We start from the raw sequence: 26195 nt of genomic DNA on the forward strand, positions 1-26195 counted from the left end.
ATCATGAAACGATTAATTGATTATTTTGTATCGGGAATGCGTACGGCTTCCTTCTTTTATTTGAGTATGATGTTATTAGCTCAGTGTTATCCAAGCATTACCTATCCTGCACCAATGGCAAAAAATATTCTAGCTCTGTTTTTAATGGGTGGAATTATGGGGGTATTGACTTTAATACTTGAAAAGCTAGAGTTTCTTGCTTTTAGTATACGTGTAGGAGTTCATTTATTAGTTACAGCTACTGTCTTAGTATTGACCTCTCTATTTTTTGGCTGGGGTTCAGTTTTATGGAGCCCTCTGCTTTGGTTCTTTTTCTTGTTAATTTATGGATTGATATGGCTGTATCAAATCTGGCGGACTCATAAACTCACCCAACAAATTAATCAAGCCTTGGAGGATAAAAGAAAGAAAACGGATAAATAGTGTAGTGTTTAGTATGAAGTTAGAGGAGAGTGCTAGTTTCCATTTAGAGTAATTTATGATATAGTATTTTCAGTGTAAAAATAAGGAGAAAGCTATGTCAGTAAATGAATATGGTCAAATGATTGGGGAGTCAATGGAAGGTTATACACCTGGTGAATTGCCTGCTATTGATCTCTTAGAAGGGCGTTATGCTCGGATAGAGGCTCTTTCGGTGGACAAGCATGCGGAGGATTTGTTGGCTGTATATGGTCCGGATACTCCTCGGGAGATGTGGACTTACCTCTTTCAGGAACCAGCGGCAGATATGGAGGAGTTGGTTAGCCTTTTAAATCAGATGTTGACTCGTAAGGATCGCTTCTACTATGCGATTGTAGACAAGGCAACTGGTAAGGCTTTGGGAACATTTTCTCTCATGCGCATTGACCAGAATAACCGAGTGATAGAAGTGGGAGCGGTCACTTTTTCTCCAGAGCTCAGGGGAACACGAATAGGGACAGAAGCTCACTATCTCCTGGCACGCTATGTTTTTGAGGAGCTGAACTATCGTCGCTACGAGTGGAAATGCGATTCTCTTAATCTGCCATCCAGACGAGCTGCGGAGCGTTTGGGATTTGTCTATGAAGGAACCTTCCGTCAGGCAGTCGTTTATAAGGGGCGTACGAGAGATACGGATTGGTTGTCTATGATTGATAAGGACTGGCCCCAAGTCAAAGCTCGATTGGAAGCATGGTTGGCTCCTGAAAATTTTGATAACAATGGGCGACAGTACAAGAGCTTGAGAGAGTTTTAAGAGGTGTTGACATGATCACTATTAAAAAGCAAGAATTTGTCAAGCTAGAGGATGTTTTGCATCTCTATCAGGCAGTCGGTTGGACAAATTATACCCATCAACCAGAGATGCTGGAGCAGGCCTTATCTCATTCATTAGCGATTTATGTGGCGCTTGATGGTGATACTGTGGTGGGCTTGGTCCGCTTAGTCGGAGATGGTTTCTCATCGATTTTTATCCAGGATTTGATCGTTTTACCTATCTATCAGCGTCAAGGGATTGGTAGTGCCCTAATGAAAGAGGCTTTAGAGGATTACAAAGATGTCTATCAAGTCCAGCTGGTGACAGAAGAGACAGAAAAAACCTTGGGATTCTATCGTTCTATGGGCTTTGAAATTTTATCCACTTATAATTGTATAGGGATGACTTGGGTAAATCGAGAAAAATAATAAAACTTGTTTTTTCTTAAGTAAAGTTTAAGGCTGGTTTAGTATCATATAGTCATTAAATAAAGACCTCCTAACTTTATTTATTGAAATCCTAAACTTTTTTCATCATAATCTCCTAATGAAGTCACCCAATCAGGTGGCTTTTTTGTGGGGTGAGGTGATGGTAATAGAAATTTTTTGAAAAGTGGTAGGATTTGAGAAAAGTTAAGCTAGTTTTAAGCTTCATCTTGTATCATATAGTTATTAAATAAAGACCTCCTAACTTTATTTAATAAAATCCTAAACTTTTCTTTTTCATAATAATCTCCCTTAACTCCACCCAATCAGGTGGAGTTTTTTGGCTCTATTTCAGGCTTTTTGGGACTATTCTAAAAATAATTTTTCGCTAACTTTCGCTTACTCTTATAAACTTTATTGGACAGATTATGAAGTTGTAGAAGCTGAATGGATGAGAATATAAACCTTTGACAAATTTTGTGAACTGTGGGATAATAAAAAGGAATTGAGTACTAGTTCTATATCATAGGCTAGAAAAGACCCCAAGCTCACGTCCAAATAAGCTTGAGGTCTTTTTTGACACTATTTGTCCTTGTTTAGCCATTTATCGACTAATACCCTTCGAAAATCAAATTCAAACCACGTCAGCTTCACCTTGCCGTATAGATGTTACTGACTTCGTCAGTCTTATCTGCAACCTCAAAGCTGTGCTTTGAGCAACCTGTGGCTAGCTTCCTAGTTTGCCCTTTGATTTTCATTGAGTATAAGCGAAGAACGACACCGACCACAATTGGTCCGATGGTAGTTTTGAGTACTAATTCCATCATGGGCTATCTTACTTCCTCTCGCAGGCGATGAAGCAGTGACGTAGAATAAAGTGCTAAATTCGGGGGTCATCTAATCAGGTGGCTTTTTTGTTTGTGGCTTGGTTTTTTGATATAATATAGCCATGAGTAGAATTTTAGATAATGAGATAATGGGGGACGAGGAGCTAGTAGAACGCACGCTCCGTCCTCAGTATTTACGTGAATATATTGGGCAGGATAAGGTTAAGGATCAGCTTCAAATCTTTATCGAAGCCGCCAAAATGCGGGATGAAGCGCTGGATCATGTCCTCCTTTTCGGGCCTCCAGGTTTGGGGAAGACGACCATGGCCTTTGTTATTGCCAACGAACTGGGTGTAAATCTAAAGCAGACTTCGGGCCCAGTCATTGAAAAAGCAGGTGATTTGGTTGCTATTTTGAATGACTTAGAGCCTGGGGATGTCCTTTTTATTGATGAGATTCATCGCTTGCCCATGTCTGTGGAAGAGGTGCTTTATAGTGCTATGGAGGACTTTTACATCGATATTATGATTGGTGCTGGTGAAGGCAGTCGCAGTGTTCATTTGGAGTTGCCACCTTTCACTTTGATTGGTGCGACGACTCGGGCTGGTATGCTCTCAAATCCACTACGGGCACGTTTTGGGATTACAGGTCATATGGAGTATTATGCTCATGCTGACTTGACAGAAATTGTCGAGCGGACGGCAGATATTTTTGAGATGGAAATCACCCATGAGGCAGCATCTGAGTTGGCCTTGCGCAGTCGTGGAACTCCCCGTATTGCCAATCGTCTCCTCAAGCGCGTGCGCGATTTTGCCCAGATTATGGGGAACGGGGTTATCGATGATGTTATTACCGATAAGGCTTTGACCATGCTGGATGTTGACCATGAAGGTTTGGACTATGTGGACCAAAAAATCCTTCGTACCATGATTGAGATGTACGGTGGTGGCCCTGTCGGGTTAGGCACTCTTTCCGTCAATATTGCTGAGGAGCGCGAGACGGTGGAAGATATGTATGAGCCTTACTTGATTCAAAAAGGTTTTATCATGCGGACGCGGTCTGGACGGGTGGCGACGGCTAAGGCATATGAACATTTAGGGTATGAATACAGTGAAAAATGAGCAAGAAATCCTAAAAGCTTTCAGAGAAGATTCGGATATGATGACCATTCTGACGATCATACGAGACCTTGATTTAAAAGACTCGTGGTTGGCAGCGGGTTCGGTACGAAATTTCATCTGGAATCTCTTGTCAGACAGACCAGCTTTTGACCGTGAAACGGATGTGGATGTGATTTTCTTTGATCCAGATGTGAGTTATGAAGAAACGCTGGCTATAGAGAACAAGTTGAGAGCAGATTTTCCTCAGTACCAGTGGGAATTGAAAAATCAGGTCTATATGCACCAGCACAGTCCTCATACTGCGCCCTATACCAGCTCTTGTGATGCTATGAGTAAGTATCCAGAACGGTGTACGGCGGTTGGGCTTCGCTTGAATGAAGACTCCGCTTTGGAATTCTTTATTCCTCACGGACTTGAGGATATTTTGAATTTTCAAGTTCGCCCAACTCCTCATTTTTTAGAAAATGATGACCGAATGGAACTCTATCAAACACGGCTATCCAAGAAAAATTGGCAGGAGAAATGGAAAAATTTGATTTTTAAAAATACTTAAGGAAACTTTAAGCTAGGAAGTGTATACTAAGTACATAAGTTAAGAAGACCTTAACTTAAACTCCTAAAACTTTTTCATAATAATCTCCCTATAAAAAATAGAGTCGCCCAATCAGGCGACTTATTTTTTTGAAAAATGGGCTTGGTACCTGAGAATAAATAGCTTAGTGATAGAAGAAAATAGTGAAATATGGTATAATGAAACGATAGATTTTTGAATAGGAATAAGATCATGTTTGGATTTTTTAAGAAAGATAAGGCTGTGGAAGTAGAGGTTCCGACACAGGTTCCTGCTCATATCGGCATCATCATGGATGGCAATGGCCGTTGGGCTAAGAAACGTATGCAACCGCGAGTTTTTGGACACAAGGCGGGCATGGAAGCATTGCAAACTGTGACCAAGGCAGCTAACAAACTAGGCGTTAAGGTTATTACGGTTTATGCTTTTTCTACGGAAAACTGGACCCGTCCAGATCAGGAAGTCAAGTTTATCATGAACTTGCCGGTAGAGTTTTATGACAATTATGTCCCGGAATTGCATGCGAATAATGTTAAGATTCAAATGATTGGGGAGACAGACCGCCTGCCTAAGCAAACCTTTGAAGCTCTGACTAAAGCTGAGGAATTGACTAAGAACAACACAGGGTTGATTCTTAATTTTGCCCTCAACTATGGTGGACGTGCTGAGATTACACAGGCTCTTAAGTTGATTTCCCAGGATGTGTTAGATGCCAAAATCAACCCAGGTGACATCACAGAGGAATTGATTGGCAACTATCTCTTCACCCAGCATTTGCCTAAGGAGTTACGAGACCCAGACTTGATTATCCGTACTAGTGGAGAATTGCGTTTGAGCAATTTCCTTCCATGGCAGGGAGCCTATAGTGAGCTCTATTTTACGGATACCTTGTGGCCTGATTTTGACGAGGCGGCTTTGCAGGAAGCCATTCTTGCCTACAATCGTCGTCATCGCCGATTTGGAGGAGTTTAGGAGGAAATATGACACAGGATTTACAGAAAAGAACCTTGTTTGCAGGGATTGCCCTGGCTATTTTCCTACCAATTTTAATGATTGGGGGACTCTTGCTTCAGATAGCAATTGGAATCATAGCCATGCTAGCCATGCATGAACTTTTGAAGATGAGAGGTCTAGAGACCATGACGATGGAGGGCCTCTTGACCCTCTTTGCAACCTTTGCTTTGACCATTCCCTTGGAGAATTACCTGACTTTTTTGCCAGTTGATGGGAATGTGGTTGCTTATAGTGTGTTGATTTCAATCATGTTAGGAACGACTGTTTTTAGCAAGTCTTATACGATTGAGGATGCTGTTTTCCCGCTTGCTATGAGTTTCTACGTGGGCTTTGGTTTTAATGCTTTACTAGATGCTCGTGTTGCAGGTTTAGATAAGGCACTATTGGCCTTGTGTATCGTCTGGGCGACAGACAGTGGTGCCTATCTTGCTGGGATGAACTATGGTAAACGAAAATTAGCTCCGACAGTTTCTCCAAATAAAACCTTTGAGGGTGCCTTGGGTGGTATTTTAGGTGCTATTTTAGTAACTATCATCTTTATGATGTTTGACAGTACAGTTGCTCTTCCGTATGGAATTTACAAGATGTCAGTCTTTGCTATTTTCTTTAGCATTGCTGGACAATTCGGTGATTTACTAGAAAGTTCGATCAAGCGTCACTTTGGTGTCAAGGATTCTGGGAAATTTATTCCTGGACATGGTGGTGTTTTGGATCGTTTTGATAGTATGTTGCTTGTATTTCCAATTATGCACTTGTTTGGACTCTTTTAATCAAAAGACGGAGGAAATACTATGCTCGGAATTTTAACCTTTATTCTGGTTTTTGGGATTATTGTAGTGGTGCACGAGTTCGGACACTTCTACTTTGCCAAGAAATCAGGGATTCTAGTGCGTGAATTTGCCATTGGCATGGGACCCAAGATCTTTGCTCATATTGGCAAGGATGGGACGGCCTATACCATTCGAATCTTGCCTCTGGGTGGCTATGTTCGAATGGCCGGTTGGGGTGATGATACAACTGAAATCAAGACAGGAACTCCTGTCAGTTTGACGCTTACTGATGATGGTAAGGTTAAACGCATCAATCTTTCAGGTAAAAAATTAGATCAAACAGCCCTCCCTATGCAGGTGACCCAGTTTGACTTTGAAGACAAGCTCTTTATCAAAGGATTGGTTCTGGAAGAAGAAAAAACATTTGCAGTGGATCACGATGCAACGGTTGTGGAAGCAGATGGTACTGAGGTTCGGATTGCACCTTTAGATGTTCAATATCAAAATGCGACTATCTGGGGGAAACTCATTACTAATTTTGCAGGCCCTATGAACAACTTTATCTTAGGGGTTGTTGTTTTCTGGATTTTAATCTTCATGCAGGGTGGTGTCAGAGATGTCGATACCAACCAGTTCCATATTATGCCCCAAGGGGCCTTGGCTAAGGTGGGAGTACCAGAAACGGCACAAATTACCAAAATTGGCTCACATGAGGTTAGCAACTGGGAAAGTTTGATTCAGGCTGTGGAATCAGAAACCAAAGATAAGACGGCCCCGACCTTGGATGTGACTATTTCTGAAAATGGTAGTGACAAACAAGTCACTGTTAGTCCGGAAGAAAGTCAAGGCCGTTACCTTCTAGGTGTTCAACCGGGGATTAAGTCAGATTTTGTATCTATGTTTGTAGGTGGTTTTACAACTGCTGCTGACTCGGCCCTCCGAATTCTCTCAGAACTGAAAAATCTGATTTTCCAACCGGATTTGAACAAGCTAGGTGGACCTGTTGCCATCTTTAAGGCAAGTAGTGATGCTGCTAAAAATGGAATTGAGAATGTCTTGTACTTCTTGGCAATAATTTCCATCAATATTGGGATTTTTAATCTTATTCCGATTCCAGCCCTGGATGGTGGTAAGATTGTGCTCAATATCCTAGAAGCCATTCGCCGCAAACCATTGAAACAAGAAATTGAAACCTATGTCACCTTGGCCGGAGTGGTCATCATGGTTGTCTTGATGATTGCTGTGACCTGGAATGACATCATGCGACTCTTTTTTAGATAATCGAGGAATATTATGAAACAAAGTAAAATGCCTATCCCAACGCTTCGCGAAATGCCAAGCGATGCTCAAGTTATCAGCCATGCTCTTATGTTGCGAGCTGGTTATGTTCGTCAAGTCTCAGCAGGTGTTTATTCTTACCTACCACTTGCTAATCGTGTGATTGAAAAAGCTAAAAATATCATGCGCCAAGAATTTGATAAGATTGGTGCCGTTGAGATGTTGGCTCCTGCCCTCCTCAGTGCAGAATTGTGGCGCGAATCAGGTCGTTACGAAACTTATGGTGAAGACCTTTACAAACTAAAAAATCGTGAAAAATCAGACTTTATCCTAGGTCCAACTCACGAAGAAACCTTTACAGCTATTGTCCGTGATTCTGTTAAGTCTTACAAGCAATTGCCACTCAACCTTTACCAAATCCAACCTAAGTATCGTGATGAAAAACGCCCACGTAATGGACTTCTTCGTACACGTGAGTTCATCATGAAGGATGCTTACAGCTTTCACGCTAACTATGATAGCTTGGACAGTGTTTATGATGAGTACAAGGCTGCTTATGAGCGTATTTTCACTCGTAGTGGTTTAGATTTCAAGGCAATTATTGGTGACGGTGGAGCTATGGGTGGTAAGGACAGCCAAGAATTTATGGCCATTACACCTGCTCGTACAGACCTTGACCGCTGGGTCGTCTTGGACAAGTCAGTTGCTTCATTTGATGAGATTCCTGCAGAAGTGCAAGAAGAAATCAAGGCAGAATTGCTTAAATGGATGGTCTCTGGTGAAGATACCATCGCCTACTCAAGTGAATCTAGCTATGCGGCTAACTTAGAAATGGCAACAAACGAGTACAAACCAAGCAATCGTGTTGTCGCTGAAGAAGAAGTGACTCGTGTTGCAACGCCAGATGTTAAATCAATTGATGAAGTTGCAGCCTTCCTAAACGTTCCAGAAGAACAAACAATCAAAACTCTCTTCTACATGGCAGATGGTGAGCTTGTTGCGGCCCTTCTAGTTGGAAATGATCAACTCAACGAAGTTAAGTTGAAAAACCATTTGGGAGCAGATTTCTTTGACGTTGCTAGCGAAGAAGAAGTAACAAGTGTTGTTCAAGCAGGGTTCGGTTCACTTGGACCAGTTGGTTTGCCAGAGAATGTTAAAATCATCGCAGACCGTAAGGTGCAAGATGTTCGCAATGCAGTTGTCGGTGCTAACGAAGATGGCTACCACTTGACTGGTGTGAATCCAGGTCGTGATTTTACTGCAGAATATGTGGATATCCGTGAAGTTCGTGAGGGTGAAATTTCTCCAGACGGACAAGGTGTCCTTAACTTTGCGCGTGGTATCGAAATTGGTCACATCTTCAAACTCGGCACTCGCTATTCAGCAAGCATGGGAGCAGATGTTTTGGATGAAAATGGCCGTGCTGTGCCAATCATCATGGGATGTTACGGTATCGGTGTCAGCCGTCTCCTTTCAGCAGTGATGGAGCAACACGCTCGTCTCTTTGTTAATAAAACGCCAAAAGGTGAATACCGTTACGCTTGGGGCATCAACTTCCCTAAAGAATTGGCACCATTTGATGTGCACTTGATTACTGTCAATGTCAAGGACGAAGAAGCGCAAGCCTTGACAGAAAAGCTTGAAGCAAGCTTGATGGGAGCTGGTTACGAAGTCTTGACAGATGACCGTAACGAACGTGTCGGAGTTAAATTCAGTGATAGCGACTTGATTGGATTGCCAATCCGTATCACTGTTGGGAAAAAAGCAGCCGATGGCATCGTAGAAGTGAAGATTAAAGCAACTGGTGACACCATCGAGGTTCATGCAGATAACTTGCTTGAAACGCTTGAAATTCTCAGCAAGAAATAAAAACTATAATCAGAAGAAAAACAAGGAAAAAATGTAACTAGTTTTTACCTTGTTTTTTCTGTATAATGGGAAAAATGAGTAGATAAAGAGGTAAATGTATGCTAAGATTTCCAAAGGATTTTGTCTGGGGATCCTCTACTTCTGGACCACAGACAGAAGGGCGTGTAGCGGGTGACGGCAAGGGAGATAATCTCTGGGATTATTGGTACCAAGTGGAGCCAAATCGTTACTATAATGGGATTGGTCCAGATAAGACATCGACCTTTTATGAAAATTGGGAACAGGACATTGAGCTTTTGTTAGAGACTGGTCACACGGCCTTTCGGACTTCTATTCAGTGGTCACGGATTTTTCCACAAGGCTGTGGAAAAGTCAACTCTCGAGGTGTGGATTTTTATCGTAAGGTCTTTGAGACTATTAAGGCTAAGGGGATTCGACTTTTAGTCAATCTCTACCACTTTGATTTGCCTTTTGCTCTTCAAGAAGCTGGTGATGGTTGGGAAAATAAGGCGACGGTCTCAGCATATGAAGACTATGCTCGTTTTTGTTTTGAGACTTATGGAGATTTAGTGGATCAATGGATTACCTTTAACGAGCCCATCGTTCCTGTAGAATTTGGCTATTTTTACGATGCCCATTATCCACATAAGGTAGATGCAGAAGCGGCAGTTAAAGTAGCCTACCACACACAATTAGCCAGCAGTCGAGCGGTCAAGGCCTGTCATGAACTCTTGCCTGACTCTAAGATTGGGATTGTCTTAAACTTGACACCGGCTTATCCACGTAGCCAGCATCCTGCTGATGTCAAGGCAGCTCGTATTGCGGACCTTTTTCAGGCCCAATCTTTCTTAGATCCGTCTGTTTTGGGGACTTATCCACAGGAGTTGGTAGAAATCTTGCATGAACACGGTCTCTTACCTGATGCTACGGAGGAAGAATTGGAAGTCATTCGTGATAATACGGTGGACTTCCTCGGTGTCAACTACTATCAACCTTTGCGTGTTATGGCACCTCGATTTGCTAAGAATCCAGAGAGTCCTCTTTTGCCAGAACATTTTTACGAGCCTTATGTGATGCCTGGCCGTAAAATTAATCCTCACCGTGGCTGGGAGATTTATGAGCAGGGGATTTATGATATTGCCCAAAATATCAAGGAAAACTATGGCAATATCGAGTGGATGTTGACAGAGAATGGTATGGGTGTTGAAGGGGAAGAAAAATTCCGTCAAGATGGGATGATTCAAGATGATTATCGTATTGACTTTGTAAAAGGTCATCTTCGTGAACTGCACCGTGCTATTGAAGATGGAGCCAACTGTAAGGGCTACTTGATTTGGACCTTTATTGACTGCTGGTCATGGCTCAACAGCTATAAAAATCGCTATGGTTTGGTCGAATTAGACTTGGAAACGCAAGAACGTCGTCTGAAAAAATCAGGGCACTGGTTCAAGGAACTAAGCGACAATAATGGATTTTAAAAAAGACTCTGACTGATTATCCTAATTGGTCAGAGTTTTTTTGATTACAGAAGGCTGATTTGAACTATACCAATTTTTACTCTTGACAAGTGAGAGAAACAAGTATATACTGTTTTTGCTGATTCTATAAAAGAGGAATTAGGCTATACCAATTTTAAGGAGAAAGCACAGCTGGTCTGTGTCGTATATACTATGTGTGGAATTGTTGGTGTTGTTGGAAACACAAATGCAACTGATATTTTGATTCAAGGGCTTGAAAAGCTCGAATACCGTGGCTATGATTCTGCGGGAATTTTTGTCCTAGATGGTGCTGAAAACCACCTAGTCAAGGCGGTTGGTCGTATAGCAGAATTGTCTGCCAAGACAGCTGGTGTTGAGGGAACAACTGGTATTGGACATACTCGTTGGGCTACTCATGGGAAACCAACGGAAGACAATGCTCACCCACACCGCTCTGAGACAGAACGTTTTGTCTTGGTGCACAACGGGGTGATTGAGAACTATCTTGAAATCAAGGAAGAATACCTTGCTGGGCACCACTTCAAGGGGCAAACAGATACTGAAATCGCCGTTCACTTGATTGGAAAATTTGCGGAAGAAGATGGCTTGTCAGTTCTTGAAGCTTTCAAAAAAGCTCTTCACATCATTCGTGGTTCTTATGCCTTTGCCTTGGTTGACTCACAAGATCCTGAAGTCATCTACGTGGCTAAAAATAAATCACCACTCTTGATTGGTCTTGGGGAAGGTTATAACATGGTCTGCTCAGATGCTATGGCTATGATTCGTGAAACCAACCAATATATGGAAATTCATGACCAAGAATTGGTAATTGTTAAGGCTGATAGTGTCGAAGTTCAAGACTATGATGGTAATAGTCGTGAGCGTGCTAGCTACACTGCTGAGCTTGATTTGTCAGATATCGGTAAGGGAACTTATCCTTACTACATGCTCAAGGAAATTGACGAACAACCAACTGTTATGCGTAAACTCATCCAAGCCTACACAGATGAGGCTGGTCAAGTAGTAGTAGACCCAGCTATCATCCAGGCTGTTCAAGACGCAGACCGTATCTACATCCTTGCAGCTGGAACATCTTACCACGCAGGATTTGCTTCTAAAAAAATGTTGGAAGAATTGACAGATACACCAGTTGAACTTGGAATCTCATCTGAGTGGGGCTACGGTATGCCACTTCTCAGCAAGAAACCACTTTTCATCTTTATCAGTCAGTCTGGTGAAACAGCGGATAGCCGTCAGGTTTTGGTTAAGGCTAATGAAATGGGAATTCCAAGCTTGACAGTGACAAACGTACCAGGTTCAACTCTTTCTCGTGAAGCCAACCATACCATGCTTCTTCATGCAGGTCCTGAAATTGCCGTGGCATCAACCAAGGCCTATACAGCGCAAATTGCAGCCCTTGCCTTCCTTGCAAAAGCAGTCGGAGAAGCAAATGGAAATGCCAAAGCGCAAGCCTTTGATCTGGTTCATGAATTGTCAATCGTAGCTCAGTCTATCGAATCAACTCTTTCAGAGAAAGAAACCATTGAAGCCAAGGTTCGTGAGCTTCTTGAAACAACTCGCAACGCCTTTTATATTGGGCGTGGTCAAGATTACTACGTAGCTATGGAAGCAAGCCTTAAACTTAAAGAGATTTCTTACATCCAGTGTGAAGGCTTTGCGGCAGGAGAACTCAAGCACGGAACTATTGCCTTGATTGAAGAAGGAACGCCTGTTTTGGCTCTCTTGTCAGATCCAGTCCTTGCCAACCACACTCGTGGAAATATCCAAGAGGTGGCAGCCCGTGGTGCCAAAGTCCTCACTATCGCAGAAGAGAATGTAGCCAAAGATACCGACGATATCGTCCTTACGACTGTGCACCCTTACCTCTCACCAATCTCAATGGTTGTACCAACGCAATTAGTCGCTTACTTTGCAACACTCCACCGTGGCCTTGATGTGGACAAACCACGTAACCTTGCTAAATCAGTAACGGTAGAATAAGCTAAAAAAGTCTAGTTATCTAGGCTTTTTCTTGTGAGCAAATCGGTTGCTTGTACTCAAGATTCGTGTTATACTCTTCGAAAGTCTCTTCAAACCACGTCAACTTCCATCTGCAACCTCAAAACACTGTTTTGAGCAGCCTGCGGCTAGCTTCCTAGTTTGCTCTTTGATTTTCATTGAGTATTAGAATAATTTTTCAAATTGAAGGACAGAGGTAGACAAGGAGAATCGCAATGGTAGAATTGGGAATTTCAACATTTGGGGAAACAACTGAGCTTGAAGGGGCTGGGCAGTCTTACAGTCATGCCGAACGCATTCGTCAGTTGGTGGCAGAGATTGAACTGGCTGACAAGGTTGGTTTGGATGTGTATGGGATTGGTGAGCACCATCGAGCGGATTTTGCGATATCTGCTCCAGAGATTGTTCTGGCAGCTGGGGCAGTCAATACCAAGAAAATCCGTTTGACCAGTGCAGTCAGCATTCTCTCAAGTATGGATCCGATTCGCTTCGCTTGTTCCAACAGTATGCCACTATTGATGCTTTGTCAAATGGACGTGCGGAGATTATGGCTGGAAGGGGTTTTTTCACGGAATCTTTTCCCTTGTTTGGATATGATTTGAAAGACTACGAAGCCCTTTTTGATGAGAAATTAGACTTGCTCCAGTTAGTCAATGAAAAGACAAAGCTAGACTGGAAAGGGCGATTGACTCAAACAATATCTGGCAAAGAAGTTTATCCCCGTCCAGTTCAGGACAAATTACCCTTGTGGATAGCGACAGGTGGTCATGTCGAATCAACAGTGAAGATTGCTCAGGCAGGTCTACCGATTGTTTATGCTATTATCGGTGGCAATCCTCGTTATTTTAAAAAATTGATTCAGGCTTATAGTGAGATTGGGAGCGAAGCGGGTTATTCCAGTCAGGAACTAAAGGTTGGAGCTCATTCTTGGGGTTGGATTGCTGAAGATGGCGAGCAGGCTGTGAAAGATTATTTCCATCCGACCAAGCAAGTGGTGGATGCAATTTCCAAAGACCGTCCACACTGGCAGAAGTTGACCTATGAGCAATATTTGGAGCAAGTTGGGCCAAATGGTGCTATGTTTGTGGGCAATCCAGATCAGGTGGCAGAAAAATTGATTCGCATGATTGAGGATTTAGGTTTGGACCGCTTCATGCTCCACCTACCGCTTGGTTCTATGCCTCATGAACAAGTCCTGAGAGCTATTGAACTCTTCGGCACACAAGTTGCCCCCAAAGTACGGGCTTATTTTGCCATGAAAGAGGCTTAATAAAAAATCCTAATCAAGTTTATTAGGACAACAAATATTGTACAAAAATTAATCCCCCGAGCTATAATGCTTAGGGGATTTTTCTATAGGAGGGCTAGTTTAGTTCTCTTTTTTGTTTTTTAGCAAGAACCCGAGACCTAGAAGGGCAAGGAGACTAATTCCTGCAAACAGGAGTTTGTGATCGTTTTTGGTTCCTGTATTTGGAAGTTCAGCTTGTTTAGCTAGGGGTGCAGGTCTATTATCCTTGCTAGAGTTTTCTACCGATTCGTTTTGAACCGCCTCTTTTACAGATGATGCTTGTGCTTCTTGTGCTGGTTGTTGAGCTTGTGAATCAGCTGTAGCTTGGCTAGGTTTATTTTCCGCATCAGCTACTTTTGCATCTGATTTTGCAGAATCAGGTTTAGTTTGTGGAGCTGGAGTTTGCTGTTCCGGTTTGACGACTCGGTTTGGAATATTGTCTTGGCCGTTATTTTGACTTTGCTCTTGTGTTAAGCTAGAAAGATCAAATTCTGGTTTTTCTTCCACAGCTGGGGCAACGATGGCACCGCCTTGAGAGACTCGAAGAACAGTAGCTGTAAGGGCCTTTAATTTCAAGCCTTTTTCAGTCCACTCAAGTCCTTTCGGATTGGCAATTCCGACTGGTCCTGCTTGGTTTTCATCTGCCAAAACTTCAGCATTTCTGAGGTGGGCAAAGGCAGTTCCCAAGTTAAATTCACGAGCTTTTTCGTCCGCATTGACAAAGACTGCGTAGATATCTCCGTTTGGAGCAGTGATTTGGTAGCCAATCACTACATCTTCTTTTTCCACACCATTTTGTCCTGGGACAGTGATGAGGTGAACACGGTCCTTGATATCTTGAAGACTCTTAAGTCGGAAGGCATCTGTAGATTGACGAAGGGCAATCAACCCTTTCATATAGTCACGGCTCTTGACATTTTCAGGATATGCTTTTCCATCTGTAGCTTTAGTCCAGTCAAACTTATTGATAGCATCGCTGGAGTCGTAAGAGTCATGGATGAAGTAAGGATAGTCAAATGGATTGCCGTCCTTATCACGCAACAAGTGAGATTTGTTTGGAACCTTGTCTTCTGCTACTGGGGTCTTGTAGGCTGGGTCACGGAATTGTTTGGTGCGTCCGTATTCCTGACCAGAGTGGATAAATGGAGTTCCTTGGGCTGTCAAGACCATGAGGTTTCCAAGTCGTAAACGACGATGGATTTCAGCATAGTTCTCAGCCTTGCTTGGGTCTTTTTTGATAGACTGGGCGATGATGTCAAAGAGGGTCAAGTTATCATGGGCTGCGATGTATTGGATGACATCTCCAGGGCTGTCTGCTTCAAAGTTAGTTGGTTGAGCAATCAGATTTTTAAAGATAGTGTTGATATCACGCTTGCCACCTGTGATAAAGGCAGGTTGACCTTCATTTGGATAACCAGATTTGAGGCTGTTACGGATATCGTCTGAGAAGACTGCGACAGTATCGGTATGTTTCATCCAATCTTGGTCAGCAGCTTTAGTAGGCATATTTTCATCACCAGCATAGGTTCTCCAACCTTCACCAAGCATGATGAGGTTTGGATTGAGGGCGCGTGCAGCCTTGTAAGCTTCTTCGATAGAAGCGGCATCATGGTCTCCCATCATATCGAAGCGGAATCCATCCACTTTGTAGGTATCAACTAGGTATTTGATAGAGTCAACTAGGAGACGTTTGGTCATATGGTGAGTTGTCCCCAAACGTCCACCACCAAAGCTAGTGCGAGGTGTTCCGTCAGCATCCATAAAGTGGTAGTAGTTTGGCTCTAGGTTTTCAAAGATATCGACTTTGGCTGTGTGGTTATAAACGACATCTAAGATAGCTCCCATGCCACGTTTGTGGATTTCGTTGATGAGGTTTTTAAATTCTGCGATTCGTTTCTCGGGATTCTTAGGATCGCTTGAGTACATACCAGTCAAGGAGAAGTAGTTTTGAGGGTCATATCCCCAGTTGTAGTTACTATTACTTGAAGCATAGTCAGACAAGCGTTCATGGTTCTTCAATTCATTGACAAAGTAGTAAGACAAGACTGGAAGGAGCTGGATATGGGTCACACCCAAATCTTTGAGATAGTCTAGTTTTTCGATAAAGGCTTCAAAGGTACCAAATGGTTTGGTCAAGTCTTTTGCAATGGCTGGATCTGAAGTGAAGTCACGCACATGAGCTTCATAGATAACGGCGTCTTCACGAGTCTTGAAGTTGTGAATCTTACCATAAGTCAAGTCTTGAGGTCCTAGTTTGGCTGGATCTACAAAGGCAGCTTTAGCTACTTTATGGGCGTCGTCGATTTTGGCATCATCACTATTCCAAGCAGCGAGGGATTTAGCGTAAGGATCGAGTGCAAGAACAGTTTTCCCCTGACGCTCGATTTGGTATTGATAATAGTAGCCAGTGAAATCTGTGATTCCTAATTTGTTTGTGCTATCTAGAGTTTGTTTCCAAGTCCCTCTTTCGCCTTTTTCAAGAGCGACAGTCCCAACCACTTTGTTAGGGTCATTCTTGTCGTAGACAACAACAGAAACCTTATCAGCACTTGGTGACCAAAGGGTCAAATCAACCTGTTTTCCTTCTTCTTTGAGGTCGGCTCCAAGTTTGCCATCATAGCTGTAAGTCTCATCTTTGAGGCGCCAGCTTGTTTTGGTAGTAAATTGGTCGGAATTGTAGCTAACAGTATATGGATGTTTTGTGTCAGAGAAATCTCCGCTATAGGTCACTTTTTTACCAGCTTCATCAATTGCGACATCGGTGATAGCTACTTTGTTTCCTAGGTGATTAGTGATGTTGGAGTGCTTGAGGATATCTTCTTTTTTAGCACCGACTAGTGTTGAAAAACTACTTTCAATGCTAGAAGTTCCTACGTGTTGAGCCCCTGTCATGCGGATATCATGGACATAGTATGGATTTGTGTAAATCGATTCGTCATCGTCTTTTAGGAAAATTTGGCTATGATTTTTCAAATCTGTGAACTTATAATCTTCTTTACGGATTTTCACATCGTCTCCTTGTTTGCTTCTGTCTAGTAATAAAAATCCAAGGTCTTTAGCTGCATCTTTTAGTGGAATATCGATATAGCGACCATATTTGCCTGTGGCAGTAAAGTCTGTTCCATTAGGCCATTCACCACTACTTGGCTCCTTCACATCTCCCCAGTACCAGAGAGATTTCTTGTCATAGTTTCCGTCGGTACGGTAGTAGTTGACGCGAACAGTTCCTGCAGGTTGTGGTTCGTAAGAGAAAACCTTGTAATCTTGGTCTAACCAAGCCTCGTTCATTTTTGGAACCAGTTTTTCTGCTGATTTATCACCGGTTAGATTTTTTCCAGCTGTATTATTGATGAGGAAGCTAATTTTCTTGGCTTGTTCTCCCTTTAATTTGACATCTAGGTAGTAGCCATAGTTATCTTTTTTGGCATCCTTGAAGGACAAGGCTCCGTTAGGCCAATTTTCAGAAGGCTTTTCAACATCATCCCAAGTCCATAGTCCTTGAGCATCCTTGTTTTCTTCAGGAAGTTTTTTGACGTGGATACGGAAGTAGTTGTCTTCGATGGGCTCTTCTGCCTTAGTTTCAGTCGTTGCTGGACTAGTAGAAGTAGTCGGCTCACTTGAACGATCTTGCCCAGTTTGTGGTGCTGGATCAGTTGGGCTTGCAGCAGGAGTTGTTGGCTCTGTTGCAGGTTTTTCTTCTTTTTTCTCTAGGGAAGCGTTTGCATTGTCAGTTGAAGAAAAATCGCTTTCGTTCTTGCCAGCGATGTTCGTTGCATCAGTAAGAGGTTGGGCAAGGGCGGTAGTAGTTTCACTATTACTTGCGTTAGTGGTTGGTGTACTTTCGTTGGCTGAGATAGTTGGTGTAGCCATGGCAAGTAGGACAAGACTTGCTCCGATAAGGACAGAACCAGTTCCATTTTTGAGGGAACGGATGCTGTAAACCATTTTTTTCTCAGTTTGAGAAGTTGTTCTTTTCATAATCATTCTCCTATAAATGAATTTCTTTATCAGTATAGCACTTAGTAAAATAAGATGCAAGCGTTTTCCTAAAATTAAACTAAAAGAAAAATCGCAACAGATTTTGTTACGATTTAGCCAGTCTTTCTTATAGGAAAAGATTTTGGTAAAAAATCGTTATTCCCCTTGAAAAATCTAGCTAAATAGGGTATAATATGAGTAATCATTTGTCGTAGGTTTTGTCTGAAATATTGTCCAGACAAGGCTCACAGCAGTTAAATCTTCTGAAAAAGTCAGATTTAGCTGCTCTTTTTGTGCTTTTTTTCAGGAATTTGAGTACTTGTAACAAAGACTTAAAGATTCTGAAAATTTATCAAGAGGACACGGTGATAAAGGTTTTTAAAACCATATGACGATTAGAAAAGCCTGATCGATAAGGCTTGGAACTTATTTACAAAGGAGAATCATCTTGGCAGGACATGACGTTCAATACGGGAAACATCGTACCCGTCGTAGTTTTTCAAGAATCAAAGAAGTTCTTGACTTACCAAATTTGATTGAAATTCAAACTGACTCATTCAAAGATTTCCTAGACCACGGTCTGAAGGAAGTATTTGAAGATGTATTGCCAATTTCAAACTTCACAGACACAATGGAGTTGGAATTTGTTGGATATGAAATCAAGGAACCCAAATACACGCTAGAAGAAGCTCGTATCCACGATGCTAGCTATTCAGCACCAATTTTTGTAACCTTCCGCTTGATCAATAAAGAAACAGGCGAAATCAAGACCCAAGAAGTTTTCTTTGGTGATTTCCCAATCATGACAGAAATGGGTACTTTCATCATCAATGGTGGTGAACGTATTATCGTATCTCAGTTGGTCCGCTCACCAGGTGTTTACTTTAACGATAAAGTTGATAAAAATGGTAAAGTGGGCTACGGCTCAACTGTTATCCCTAACCGTGGGGCTTGGTTGGAGCTTGAAAGCGACTCAAAAGACATCGCCTACACTCGTATCGACCGTACGCGTAAGATTCCATTTACAACCTTGGTTCGTGCCCTTGGTTTTTCAGGTGATGATGAAATCTTTGATATCTTTGGTGATAGCGAATTGGTTCGCAATACTGTTGAAAAAGATATCCACAAGAACCCAATGGACTCTCGTACAGACGAAGCCTTGAAAGAAATTTACGAACGACTTCGTCCGGGTGAGCCTAAGACTGCTGAAAGCTCACGTAGCTTGCTTGTGGCTCGTTTCTTTGATCCACGTCGCTATGATCTAGCAGCAGTTGGTCGTTACAAAATCAATAAAAAACTCAATGTTAAAACACGTTTGCTCAACCAAACCATTGCAGAGCCATTGGTAGATCCTGAAACAGGAGAAATCTTGGTAGAAGCTGGAACAATCATGACTCGTAGCGTGATTGAAAGTATTGAAAGCCATTTGGATGGTGATTTGAACAAGATTGTTTACATTCCAAATGATGCAGCCGTTGTGACTGAGCCAGTTGTTCTTCAAAAATTCAAGGTTGTTGCACCAACTGATCCAGACCGCGTCGTAACTATCATCGGTAATGCTAATCCAGATGACAAGATTCGTATCGTCACTCCTGCAGATATCCTTGCTGAGATGAGCTACTTCCTCAACTTGGCTGAAGGACTTGGCCGTGTAGATGATATCGACCACCTTGGAAACCGCCGTATCCGCGCGGTTGGTGAATTGCTTGCCAACCAAGTACGCCTTGGACTTTCTCGTATGGAACGTAATGTCCGTGAACGTATGTCTGTCCAGGATAACGAAGTCTTGACACCACAACAAATTATCAATATCCGTCCTGTAACAGCTGCGGTTAAAGAATTCTTTGGTTCATCACAGTTGTCACAGTTCATGGACCAACACAACCCGCTTTCTGAGTTGTCTCACAAACGCCGTTTGTCAGCCTTAGGACCTGGTGGTTTGACACGTGACCGTGCTGGATATGAAGTACGTGACGTGCACTACACTCACTACGGTCGTATGTGTCCAATCGAGACACCTGAAGGACCTAACATCGGTTTGATCAATAACTTGTCATCTTACGGACACTTGAACAAGTATGGTTTTGTTCAAACACCATACCGTAAGGTTGACCGTGAAACAGGTGTTGTCACAAACGAAATCGTTTGGTTGACAGCCGATGAAGAAGATGAATTTACTGTAGCACAGGCTAATTCTCGTCTGAATGAAGATGGAACATTTGCTGAGAAAGTTGTCATGGGACGTCACCAAGGGGTCAACCAAGAGTATCCAGCTAATGTTGTTGACTACATGGACGTATCACCAAAACAGGTAGTTGCCGTTGCGACAGCATGTATTCCTTTCTTGGAAAACGATGACTCCAACCGTGCCCTCATGGGAGCCAACATGCAACGTCAGGCTGTGCCATTGATTAATCCTAAAGCACCTTACGTTGGTACTGGTATGGAATACCAAGCAGCCCACGATTCAGGAGCTGCTGTGATTGCTCAGTATGACGGTAAAGTTACTTATGCAGATGCTGACAAGGTAGAAGTTCGTCGTGAAGATGGTTCATTGGACGTTTACCACATCCAAAAATTCCGTCGCTCAAACTCAGGTACTGCTTACAACCAACGCACTCTCGTAAAAGTTGGAGATGTCGTTGAGAAAGGCGATTTCATCGCTGACGGACCTTCTATGGAAAATGGAGAAATGGCGCTTGGACAAAACCCAATCGTTGCCTACATGACTTGGGAAGGTTACAACTTCGAGGATGCCGTTATCATGAGCGAACGCTTGGTCAAAGACGATGTCTACACATCTGTTCACCTTGAAGAATACGAATCAGAAACACGCGATACAAAGCTTGGGCCTGAAGAAATCACTCGCGAAATTCCAAACGTTGGTGAAGATGCCCTTAAAGACCTTGACGAAATGGGTATTATCCGTATCGGTGCTGAGGTTAAAGAAGGCGATATCCTTGTAGGTAAAGTAACACCTAAGGGTGAGAAAGACCTTTCAGCTGAAGAACGTCTTTTGCACGCTATCTTTGGAGACAAGTCTCGTGAAGTGCGTGACACTTCTCTTCGTGTACCACACGGTGCCGATGGTGTCGTTCGTGATGTTAAAATCTTTACACGTGCAAATGGAGATGAGTTGCAATCAGGTGTTAACATGCTGGTTCGCGTCTACATCGCTCAAAAACGTAAGATCAAGGTCGGAGATAAGATGGCCGGACGTCACGGAAATAAAGGGGTTGTCTCTCGTATCGTTCCTGTAGAAGACATGCCTTACCTTCCAGACGGAACTCCAGTCGATATCATGTTGAACCCACTTGGGGTGCCATCACGTATGAATATCGGTCAGGTTATGGAGCTTCACCTTGGTATGGCTGCTCGTACTCTTGGTATTCACATCGCAACACCAGTCTTTGACGGAGCAAGTTCTGAAGACCTTTGGTCAACTGTTAAAGAAGCTGGTATGGATAGCGATGCCAAAACGATCCTTTACGATGGCCGTACTGGTGAACCATTTGATAACCGTGTTTCTGTCGGAGTCATGTACATGATCAAACTCCACCACATGGTTGATGATAAATTGCACGCGCGTTCAGTCGGACCTTACTCAACCGTTACTCAACAACCACTTGGAGGTAAAGCTCAGTTTGGTGGACAACGTTTCGGTGAGATGGAGGTTTGGGCTCTTGAAGCCTACGGTGCCTCAAATGTCCTTCAAGAAATCTTGACTTACAAGTCTGACGATATCAATGGACGTCTGAAAGCTTATGAAGCCATTACAAAAGGAAAACCAATTCCAAAACCAGGTGTTCCAGAATCCTTCCGAGTTCTTGTCAAAGAATTGCAATCTCTTGGTCTTGACATGCGAGTCCTTGACGAAGATGATCAAGAAGTGGAACTTCGCGACTTGGATGAAGGAATGGACGAAGATGTCATCCACGTAGATGACCTTGAAAAAGCCCGCGAAAAAGCAGCACAAGAGGCTAAAGCAGCCTTTGAAGCTGAAGAAGCTGAGAAAGCAACAAAAGCGGAAGCAACAGAAGAAGCTGCTGAACAAGAATAAGCAGTTCACTTAGAATAGAAAGGGAAGAAATAGTGGTTGATGTAAATCGTTTTAAAAGTATGCAAATCACCCTAGCTTCTCCAAGTAAAGTCCGTTCATGGTCTTATGGAGAAGTCAAAAAACCTGAAACAATCAATTACCGTACCTTGAAACCAGAACGTGAAGGACTCTTTGATGAAGTTATCTTTGGTCCTACAAAAGACTGGGAATGTGCTTGTGGTAAGTACAAACGCATTCGTTACAGAGGGATTGTTTGTGACCGCTGTGGGGTTGAAGTAACGCGTACGAAAGTTCGTCGTGAGCGTATGGGACACATTGAGTTGAAAGCTCCTGTATCTCACATCTGGTACTTCAAGGGGATTCCAAGCCGTATGGGCTTGACCCTTGATATGAGCCCTCGTGCCCTCGAGGAAGTTATCTACTTTGCGGCTTATGTGGTTATTGATCCTAAGGATACACCGCTTGAGCACAAGTCTATCATGACAGAGCGCGAATACCGTGAGCGCTTGCGTGAGTATGGTTATGGATCATTCGTTGCCAAGATGGGTGCCGAAGCTATCCAAGACCTTTTAAAACAAGTAGATCTTGAAAAAGAAATTGCTGAACTCAAAGAAGAGTTGAAAACAGCTACTGGACAAAAACGTGTCAAAGCCATCCGTCGTTTGGATGTTTTGGATGCCTTTTACAAGTCTGGAAACAAACCTGAATGGATGATTCTCAACATCCTTCCGGTTATTCCACCAGATCTTCGTCCAATGTTGCAGTTGGATGGTGGCCGTTTTGCCTCATCTGACTTGAATGACCTTTACCGCCGTGTTATCAACCGTAACAACCGTTTGGCTCGTTTGCTTGAGTTGAATGCACCAGGTATCATCGTTCAAAATGAGAAGCGTATGCTTCAAGAAGCGGTTGACGCTTTGATTGACAATGGTCGTCGTGGTCGTCCAATCACAGGACCAGGTAGCCGTCCACTGAAATCATTGAGCCACATGCTTAAAGGTAAACAAGGACGCTTCCGTCAAAACTTGCTCGGTAAACGTGTTGACTTCTCAGGACGTTCCGTTATCGCCGTTGGTCCAACCCTCAAGATGTACCAATGTGGTGTGCCACGTGAAATGGCGATCGAGCTCTTTAAACCATTTGTGATGCGTGAAATCGTTGCACGTGATATCGTGCAAAACGTCAAAGCAGCAAAACGCTTGGTAGAACGCGGAGATGAGCGTATCTGGGATATCCTTGAAGAAGTGATCAAAGAACACCCAGTGCTTCTTAACCGCGCACCGACCCTTCACCGTTTGGGTATCCAAGCCTTCGAGCCAGTCTTGATTGATGGTAAGGCCCTTCGCTTGCACCCACTTGTCTGTGAAGCCTACAATGCCGACTTTGACGGGGACCAAATGGCCATCCACGTACCGCTTTCAGAAGAAGCCCAAGCAGAAGCTCGTATCCTCATGCTAGCTGCTGAGCACATCTTGAACCCGAAAGATGGTAAACCAGTTGTTACTCCATCTCAGGACATGGTTTTGGGTAACTACTATTTGACCATGGAAGAAGCTGGTCGTGAAGGTGAAGGAATGGTCTTCAAGGACCGTGACGAAGCGGTTATGGCTTACCGTAATGGCTATGTTCACCTTCACTCACGTGTTGGTATCGCAACAGACAGCCTCAACAAGCCTTGGACAGAAGAGCAAAAACACAAGGTCTTGCTTACCACAGTTGGTAAAATCCTCTTCAACGACATCATGCCAGAGGGTCTACCATACTTGCAAGAACCAAACAATGCCAACTTGACAGAAGGCGTTCCAGCTAAATATTTCTTGCCACTTGGTGGAGATATCAAGGAAGCTATCAGCAATCTTGAACTTAACCCTCCATTCAAGAAGAAAAATCTTGGAAATATCATCGCTGAAATCTTCAAACGTTTCCGTACGACAGAAACTTCTGCCCTACTTGACCGCATGAAGAACCTCGGTTACCACCACTCAACTCTTGCAGGATTGACAGTGGGTATCGCCGATATCCCAGTCGTTGACGACAAGGCTGAAATCATTGAAGAATCACACAAACGTGTAGAACAAATCACCAAACAATTCCGTCGTGGTATGATCACAGACGACGAGCGTTACAATGCCGTTACAGCTGAATGGCGTGCTGCCCGTGAAAAACTTGAGAAACGTTTGATTGCCAACCAAGATCCTAAGAATCCAATCGTTATGATGATGGACTCAGGAGCCCGTGGTAACATCTCAAACTTCTCACAGCTTGCCGGTATGCGTGGTCTGATGGCTGCTCCGAACGGACGTATCATGGAATTGCCAATCCTTTCAAACTTCCGCGAAGGTTTGTCAGTACTCGAAATGTTCTTCTCAACTCACGGTGCCCGTAAAGGTATGACCGATACGGCCCTTAAGACAGCCGACTCAGGTTACTTGACTCGTCGTTTGGTTGACGTTGCCCAAGACGTTATCATCCGTGAGGACGACTGTGGAACAGACCGTGGTCTCTTGATCCGCTCTATCGCAGAAGGAAAAGAGATGATCGAGTCTCTCGAAGAGCGTCTCAATGGTCGTTACACTAAGAAAACTGTTAAACATCCAGAAACTGGTGCAGTGATTATCGGTCCAAATGAGTTGATTACAGAAGACAAGGCGCGTGAAATTGTTAATGCTGGTGTGGAAGAAGTGACTATCCGCTCTGTATTTACATGTAACACTCGTCATGGTGTCTGCCGTCACTGTTATGGTATTAACTTGGCGACTGGTGATGCGGTTGAAGTTGGTGAAGCAGTCGGTACAATCGCTGCCCAATCTATCGGGGAACCTGGTACACAGCTTACAATGCGTACCTTCCACACGGGTGGGGTTGCCTCAAATACCGATATCACTCAGGGTCTTCCTCGTGTCCAAGAAATCTTTGAAGCCCGCAATCCTAAAGGGGAAGCGGTTATCACAGAGGTTAAAGGACAAGTTACTGCTATCGAAGAAGATGCATCAACTCGTACTAAGAAAGTCTTTGTTAAGGGTGAAACTGGCGAAGGTGAATACGTCGTTCCATTTACAGCTCGTATGCGTGTTGAAGTTGGAGACCAAGTAGCGCGTGGTGCTGCTCTTACAGAAGGTTCTATCCAACCAAAACGTCTCCTTGCAGTCCGTGATGTCTTGTCAGTTGAAACTTATCTTCTCGGTGAAGTGCAAAAAGTTTACCGTAGCCAAGGGGTAGAAATCGGTGACAAACACATCGAGGTAATGGTTCGTCAAATGATCCGTAAAGTCCGTGTCATGGATCCAGGTGACACAGATCTTCTCATGGGTACCCTTATGGATATCAATGACTTTACAGATGCTAACAAAGATGTCCTTATCGCAGGTGGAGTTCCAGCGACAGGTCGCCCAGTTCTTATGGGAATTACCAAAGCCTCACTTGAAACAAATAGTTTCTTGTCAGCGGCTTCCTTCCAGGAAACAACTCGTGTCCTTACAGATGCAGCTATCCGCGGTAAGAAAGACCATCTCCTTGGACTCAAGGAAAATGTTATCATCGGTAAGATCATCCCAGCAGGTACTGGTATGGCCCGTTACCGTAACCTTGAACCACATGCTGTCAACGAAGAAGAATACCTTAATCCTCCAGTAGAGGAAGAAGGGAATGAAGAAACAACAGAAGTAGTTGTGGATACTGCCGTTGAAACTGTGGAAGAAACAGTAGAATAAAAGAGAATGAGAGAGCCTTCGGGTTCTCTTTCTCTTTTCTGAAAACTTTCTCCATTTTTCCATGAAATGTGGTAAAATAAAAGGAAGAAGCTGACAAAGGAGACGAGTATGGAACAAACATTTTTTATCATTAAACCAGATGGTGTGAAAAGAGGGCTAGTGGGTGAAGTGTTGAAACGCATCGAACAACGTGGATTTACAATCGAAAAATTGGAGTTGCGTTCACAGCTTTCAGAAGAGTTGATTGACCAGCACTATCAGGACTTGGTTGGCCAAAGTTTTTACCCACCGATTCGTAAATTCATGACTTCAGGACCAGTTCTTGTGGGCATCATTTCTGGTCCCAAAGTAATCGAAACTTGGCGGACCATGATGGGGGCAACTCGTCCAGAAGAAGCTTTACCAGGAACGATTCGAGGTGATTTTGCAAAAGCTGCTGGAGAAAACCAAGCTATTCAAAATATTGTACATGGATCAGATTCAGAAGAGTCAGCTAAGCGAGAAATTGCTCTTTGGTTTGAAGAGAAATAATAAAAGTTTGATGTAAGGGATACTTGCATCAAACTTTTTTGCA

At 43.2% G+C, this 26195-nt stretch carries 15 protein-coding genes and 1 pseudogene; 15 read left to right on the plus strand and 1 reads right to left on the minus strand.

Translation table 11 applies throughout. From position 1 onward, the window contains the following. The first annotated feature begins 3 nt into the window (after window positions 1–3). The 12 genes and pseudogenes from N8O43_RS06215 to N8O43_RS06270 all read left to right on the plus strand — a co-directional run bounded on the left by N8O43_RS06215 (window position 4) and on the right by N8O43_RS06270 (window position 13855). The gene (locus tag N8O43_RS06215) at window positions 4–423 is read left to right on the plus strand and encodes a DUF3021 domain-containing protein (protein WP_261089757.1); all 420 of its coding nucleotides are present in this window, start codon (window positions 4–6) and stop codon (window positions 421–423) included. Between the two features lie 94 nt (window positions 424–517). Continuing rightward, window positions 518–1213: a GNAT family N-acetyltransferase gene (locus N8O43_RS06220; protein ID WP_261089759.1), complete on the plus strand. Its 696-nt coding sequence runs from the start codon at window positions 518–520 to the stop codon at window positions 1211–1213. 11 nt (window positions 1214–1224) lie between these two features. Beyond that, window positions 1225–1641, plus strand: a complete 417-nt coding sequence (locus N8O43_RS06225; RefSeq protein ID WP_261089760.1) for a GNAT family N-acetyltransferase — start codon at window positions 1225–1227, stop codon at window positions 1639–1641. Window positions 1642–2587: 946 nt separating this feature from the next. Then, on the plus strand, window positions 2588–3586 hold the full coding sequence (gene ruvB / locus N8O43_RS06230; RefSeq protein ID WP_020901860.1) for a Holliday junction branch migration DNA helicase RuvB: 999 nt from the start codon (window positions 2588–2590) through the stop codon (window positions 3584–3586). Further along, complete coding sequence (locus N8O43_RS06235; RefSeq protein WP_261089761.1) at window positions 3567–4139, plus strand: nucleotidyltransferase family protein; 573 nt, start codon at window positions 3567–3569, stop codon at window positions 4137–4139. Before ruvB ends, N8O43_RS06235 begins: the two co-directional genes overlap by 20 nt. Before the next feature lie 231 nt (window positions 4140–4370). Next, window positions 4371–5129, plus strand: a complete 759-nt coding sequence (locus N8O43_RS06240; RefSeq protein ID WP_000466722.1) for an isoprenyl transferase — start codon at window positions 4371–4373, stop codon at window positions 5127–5129. Window positions 5130–5137: 8 nt separating this feature from the next. Continuing rightward, window positions 5138–5941, plus strand: coding sequence for a phosphatidate cytidylyltransferase (locus N8O43_RS06245; protein ID WP_261089762.1), 804 nt, complete (start codon window positions 5138–5140; stop codon window positions 5939–5941). A gap of 21 nt (window positions 5942–5962) precedes the next feature. Continuing rightward, window positions 5963–7222 carry an RIP metalloprotease RseP gene (gene rseP, locus N8O43_RS06250; protein ID WP_125446749.1) on the plus strand — a complete coding sequence of 420 codons (1260 nt, stop codon included), beginning with the start codon at window positions 5963–5965 and terminating at the stop codon, window positions 7220–7222. A 12-nt stretch (window positions 7223–7234) separates the two neighbouring features. Then, window positions 7235–9088, plus strand: coding sequence for a proline--tRNA ligase (locus N8O43_RS06255; RefSeq protein ID WP_261089763.1), 1854 nt, complete (start codon window positions 7235–7237; stop codon window positions 9086–9088). Window positions 9089–9186: 98 nt separating this feature from the next. Then, window positions 9187–10566 (plus strand): 6-phospho-beta-glucosidase, encoded by a 1380-nt coding sequence (gene bglA, locus N8O43_RS06260; RefSeq protein ID WP_261089764.1) that lies wholly within the window; start codon window positions 9187–9189, stop codon window positions 10564–10566. A 192-nt stretch (window positions 10567–10758) separates the two neighbouring features. After that, the gene (glmS, locus tag N8O43_RS06265) at window positions 10759–12567 is read left to right on the plus strand and encodes a glutamine--fructose-6-phosphate transaminase (isomerizing) (protein WP_261009461.1); all 1809 of its coding nucleotides are present in this window, start codon (window positions 10759–10761) and stop codon (window positions 12565–12567) included. Between the two features lie 233 nt (window positions 12568–12800). Further along, window positions 12801–13855 (plus strand): annotated as a pseudogene (locus N8O43_RS06270) (LLM class flavin-dependent oxidoreductase). A 99-nt stretch (window positions 13856–13954) separates the two neighbouring features. Here the strand turns inward: N8O43_RS06270 and N8O43_RS06275 are convergent. After that, window positions 13955–17851 carry a pullulanase gene (locus tag N8O43_RS06275; protein WP_261089765.1) on the minus strand — a complete coding sequence of 1299 codons (3897 nt, stop codon included), beginning with the start codon at window positions 17849–17851 and terminating at the stop codon, window positions 13955–13957. A gap of 448 nt (window positions 17852–18299) precedes the next feature. Between N8O43_RS06275 and rpoB the strand changes: the two genes are divergently transcribed. The 3 genes from rpoB (at window position 18300) to ndk (ending at window position 26152) form a co-directional block, all read left to right on the plus strand. Beyond that, a complete protein-coding gene (gene rpoB, locus N8O43_RS06280; protein ID WP_261056273.1) occupies window positions 18300–21911 on the plus strand; it encodes a DNA-directed RNA polymerase subunit beta in 3612 nt (1203 codons plus the stop codon). A 32-nt stretch (window positions 21912–21943) separates the two neighbouring features. After that, window positions 21944–25621, plus strand: a complete 3678-nt coding sequence (rpoC, locus tag N8O43_RS06285; RefSeq protein WP_033686295.1) for a DNA-directed RNA polymerase subunit beta' — start codon at window positions 21944–21946, stop codon at window positions 25619–25621. Between the two features lie 108 nt (window positions 25622–25729). Beyond that, the gene (ndk, locus tag N8O43_RS06290) at window positions 25730–26152 is read left to right on the plus strand and encodes a nucleoside-diphosphate kinase (RefSeq protein WP_261089766.1); all 423 of its coding nucleotides are present in this window, start codon (window positions 25730–25732) and stop codon (window positions 26150–26152) included. The last annotated feature ends 43 nt before the right edge of the window (window positions 26153–26195 follow it).

The sequence above is a fragment of the Streptococcus mitis genome (assembly GCF_946190335.1).
GTDB lineage: Bacteria > Bacillota > Bacilli > Lactobacillales > Streptococcaceae > Streptococcus > Streptococcus mitis_CH.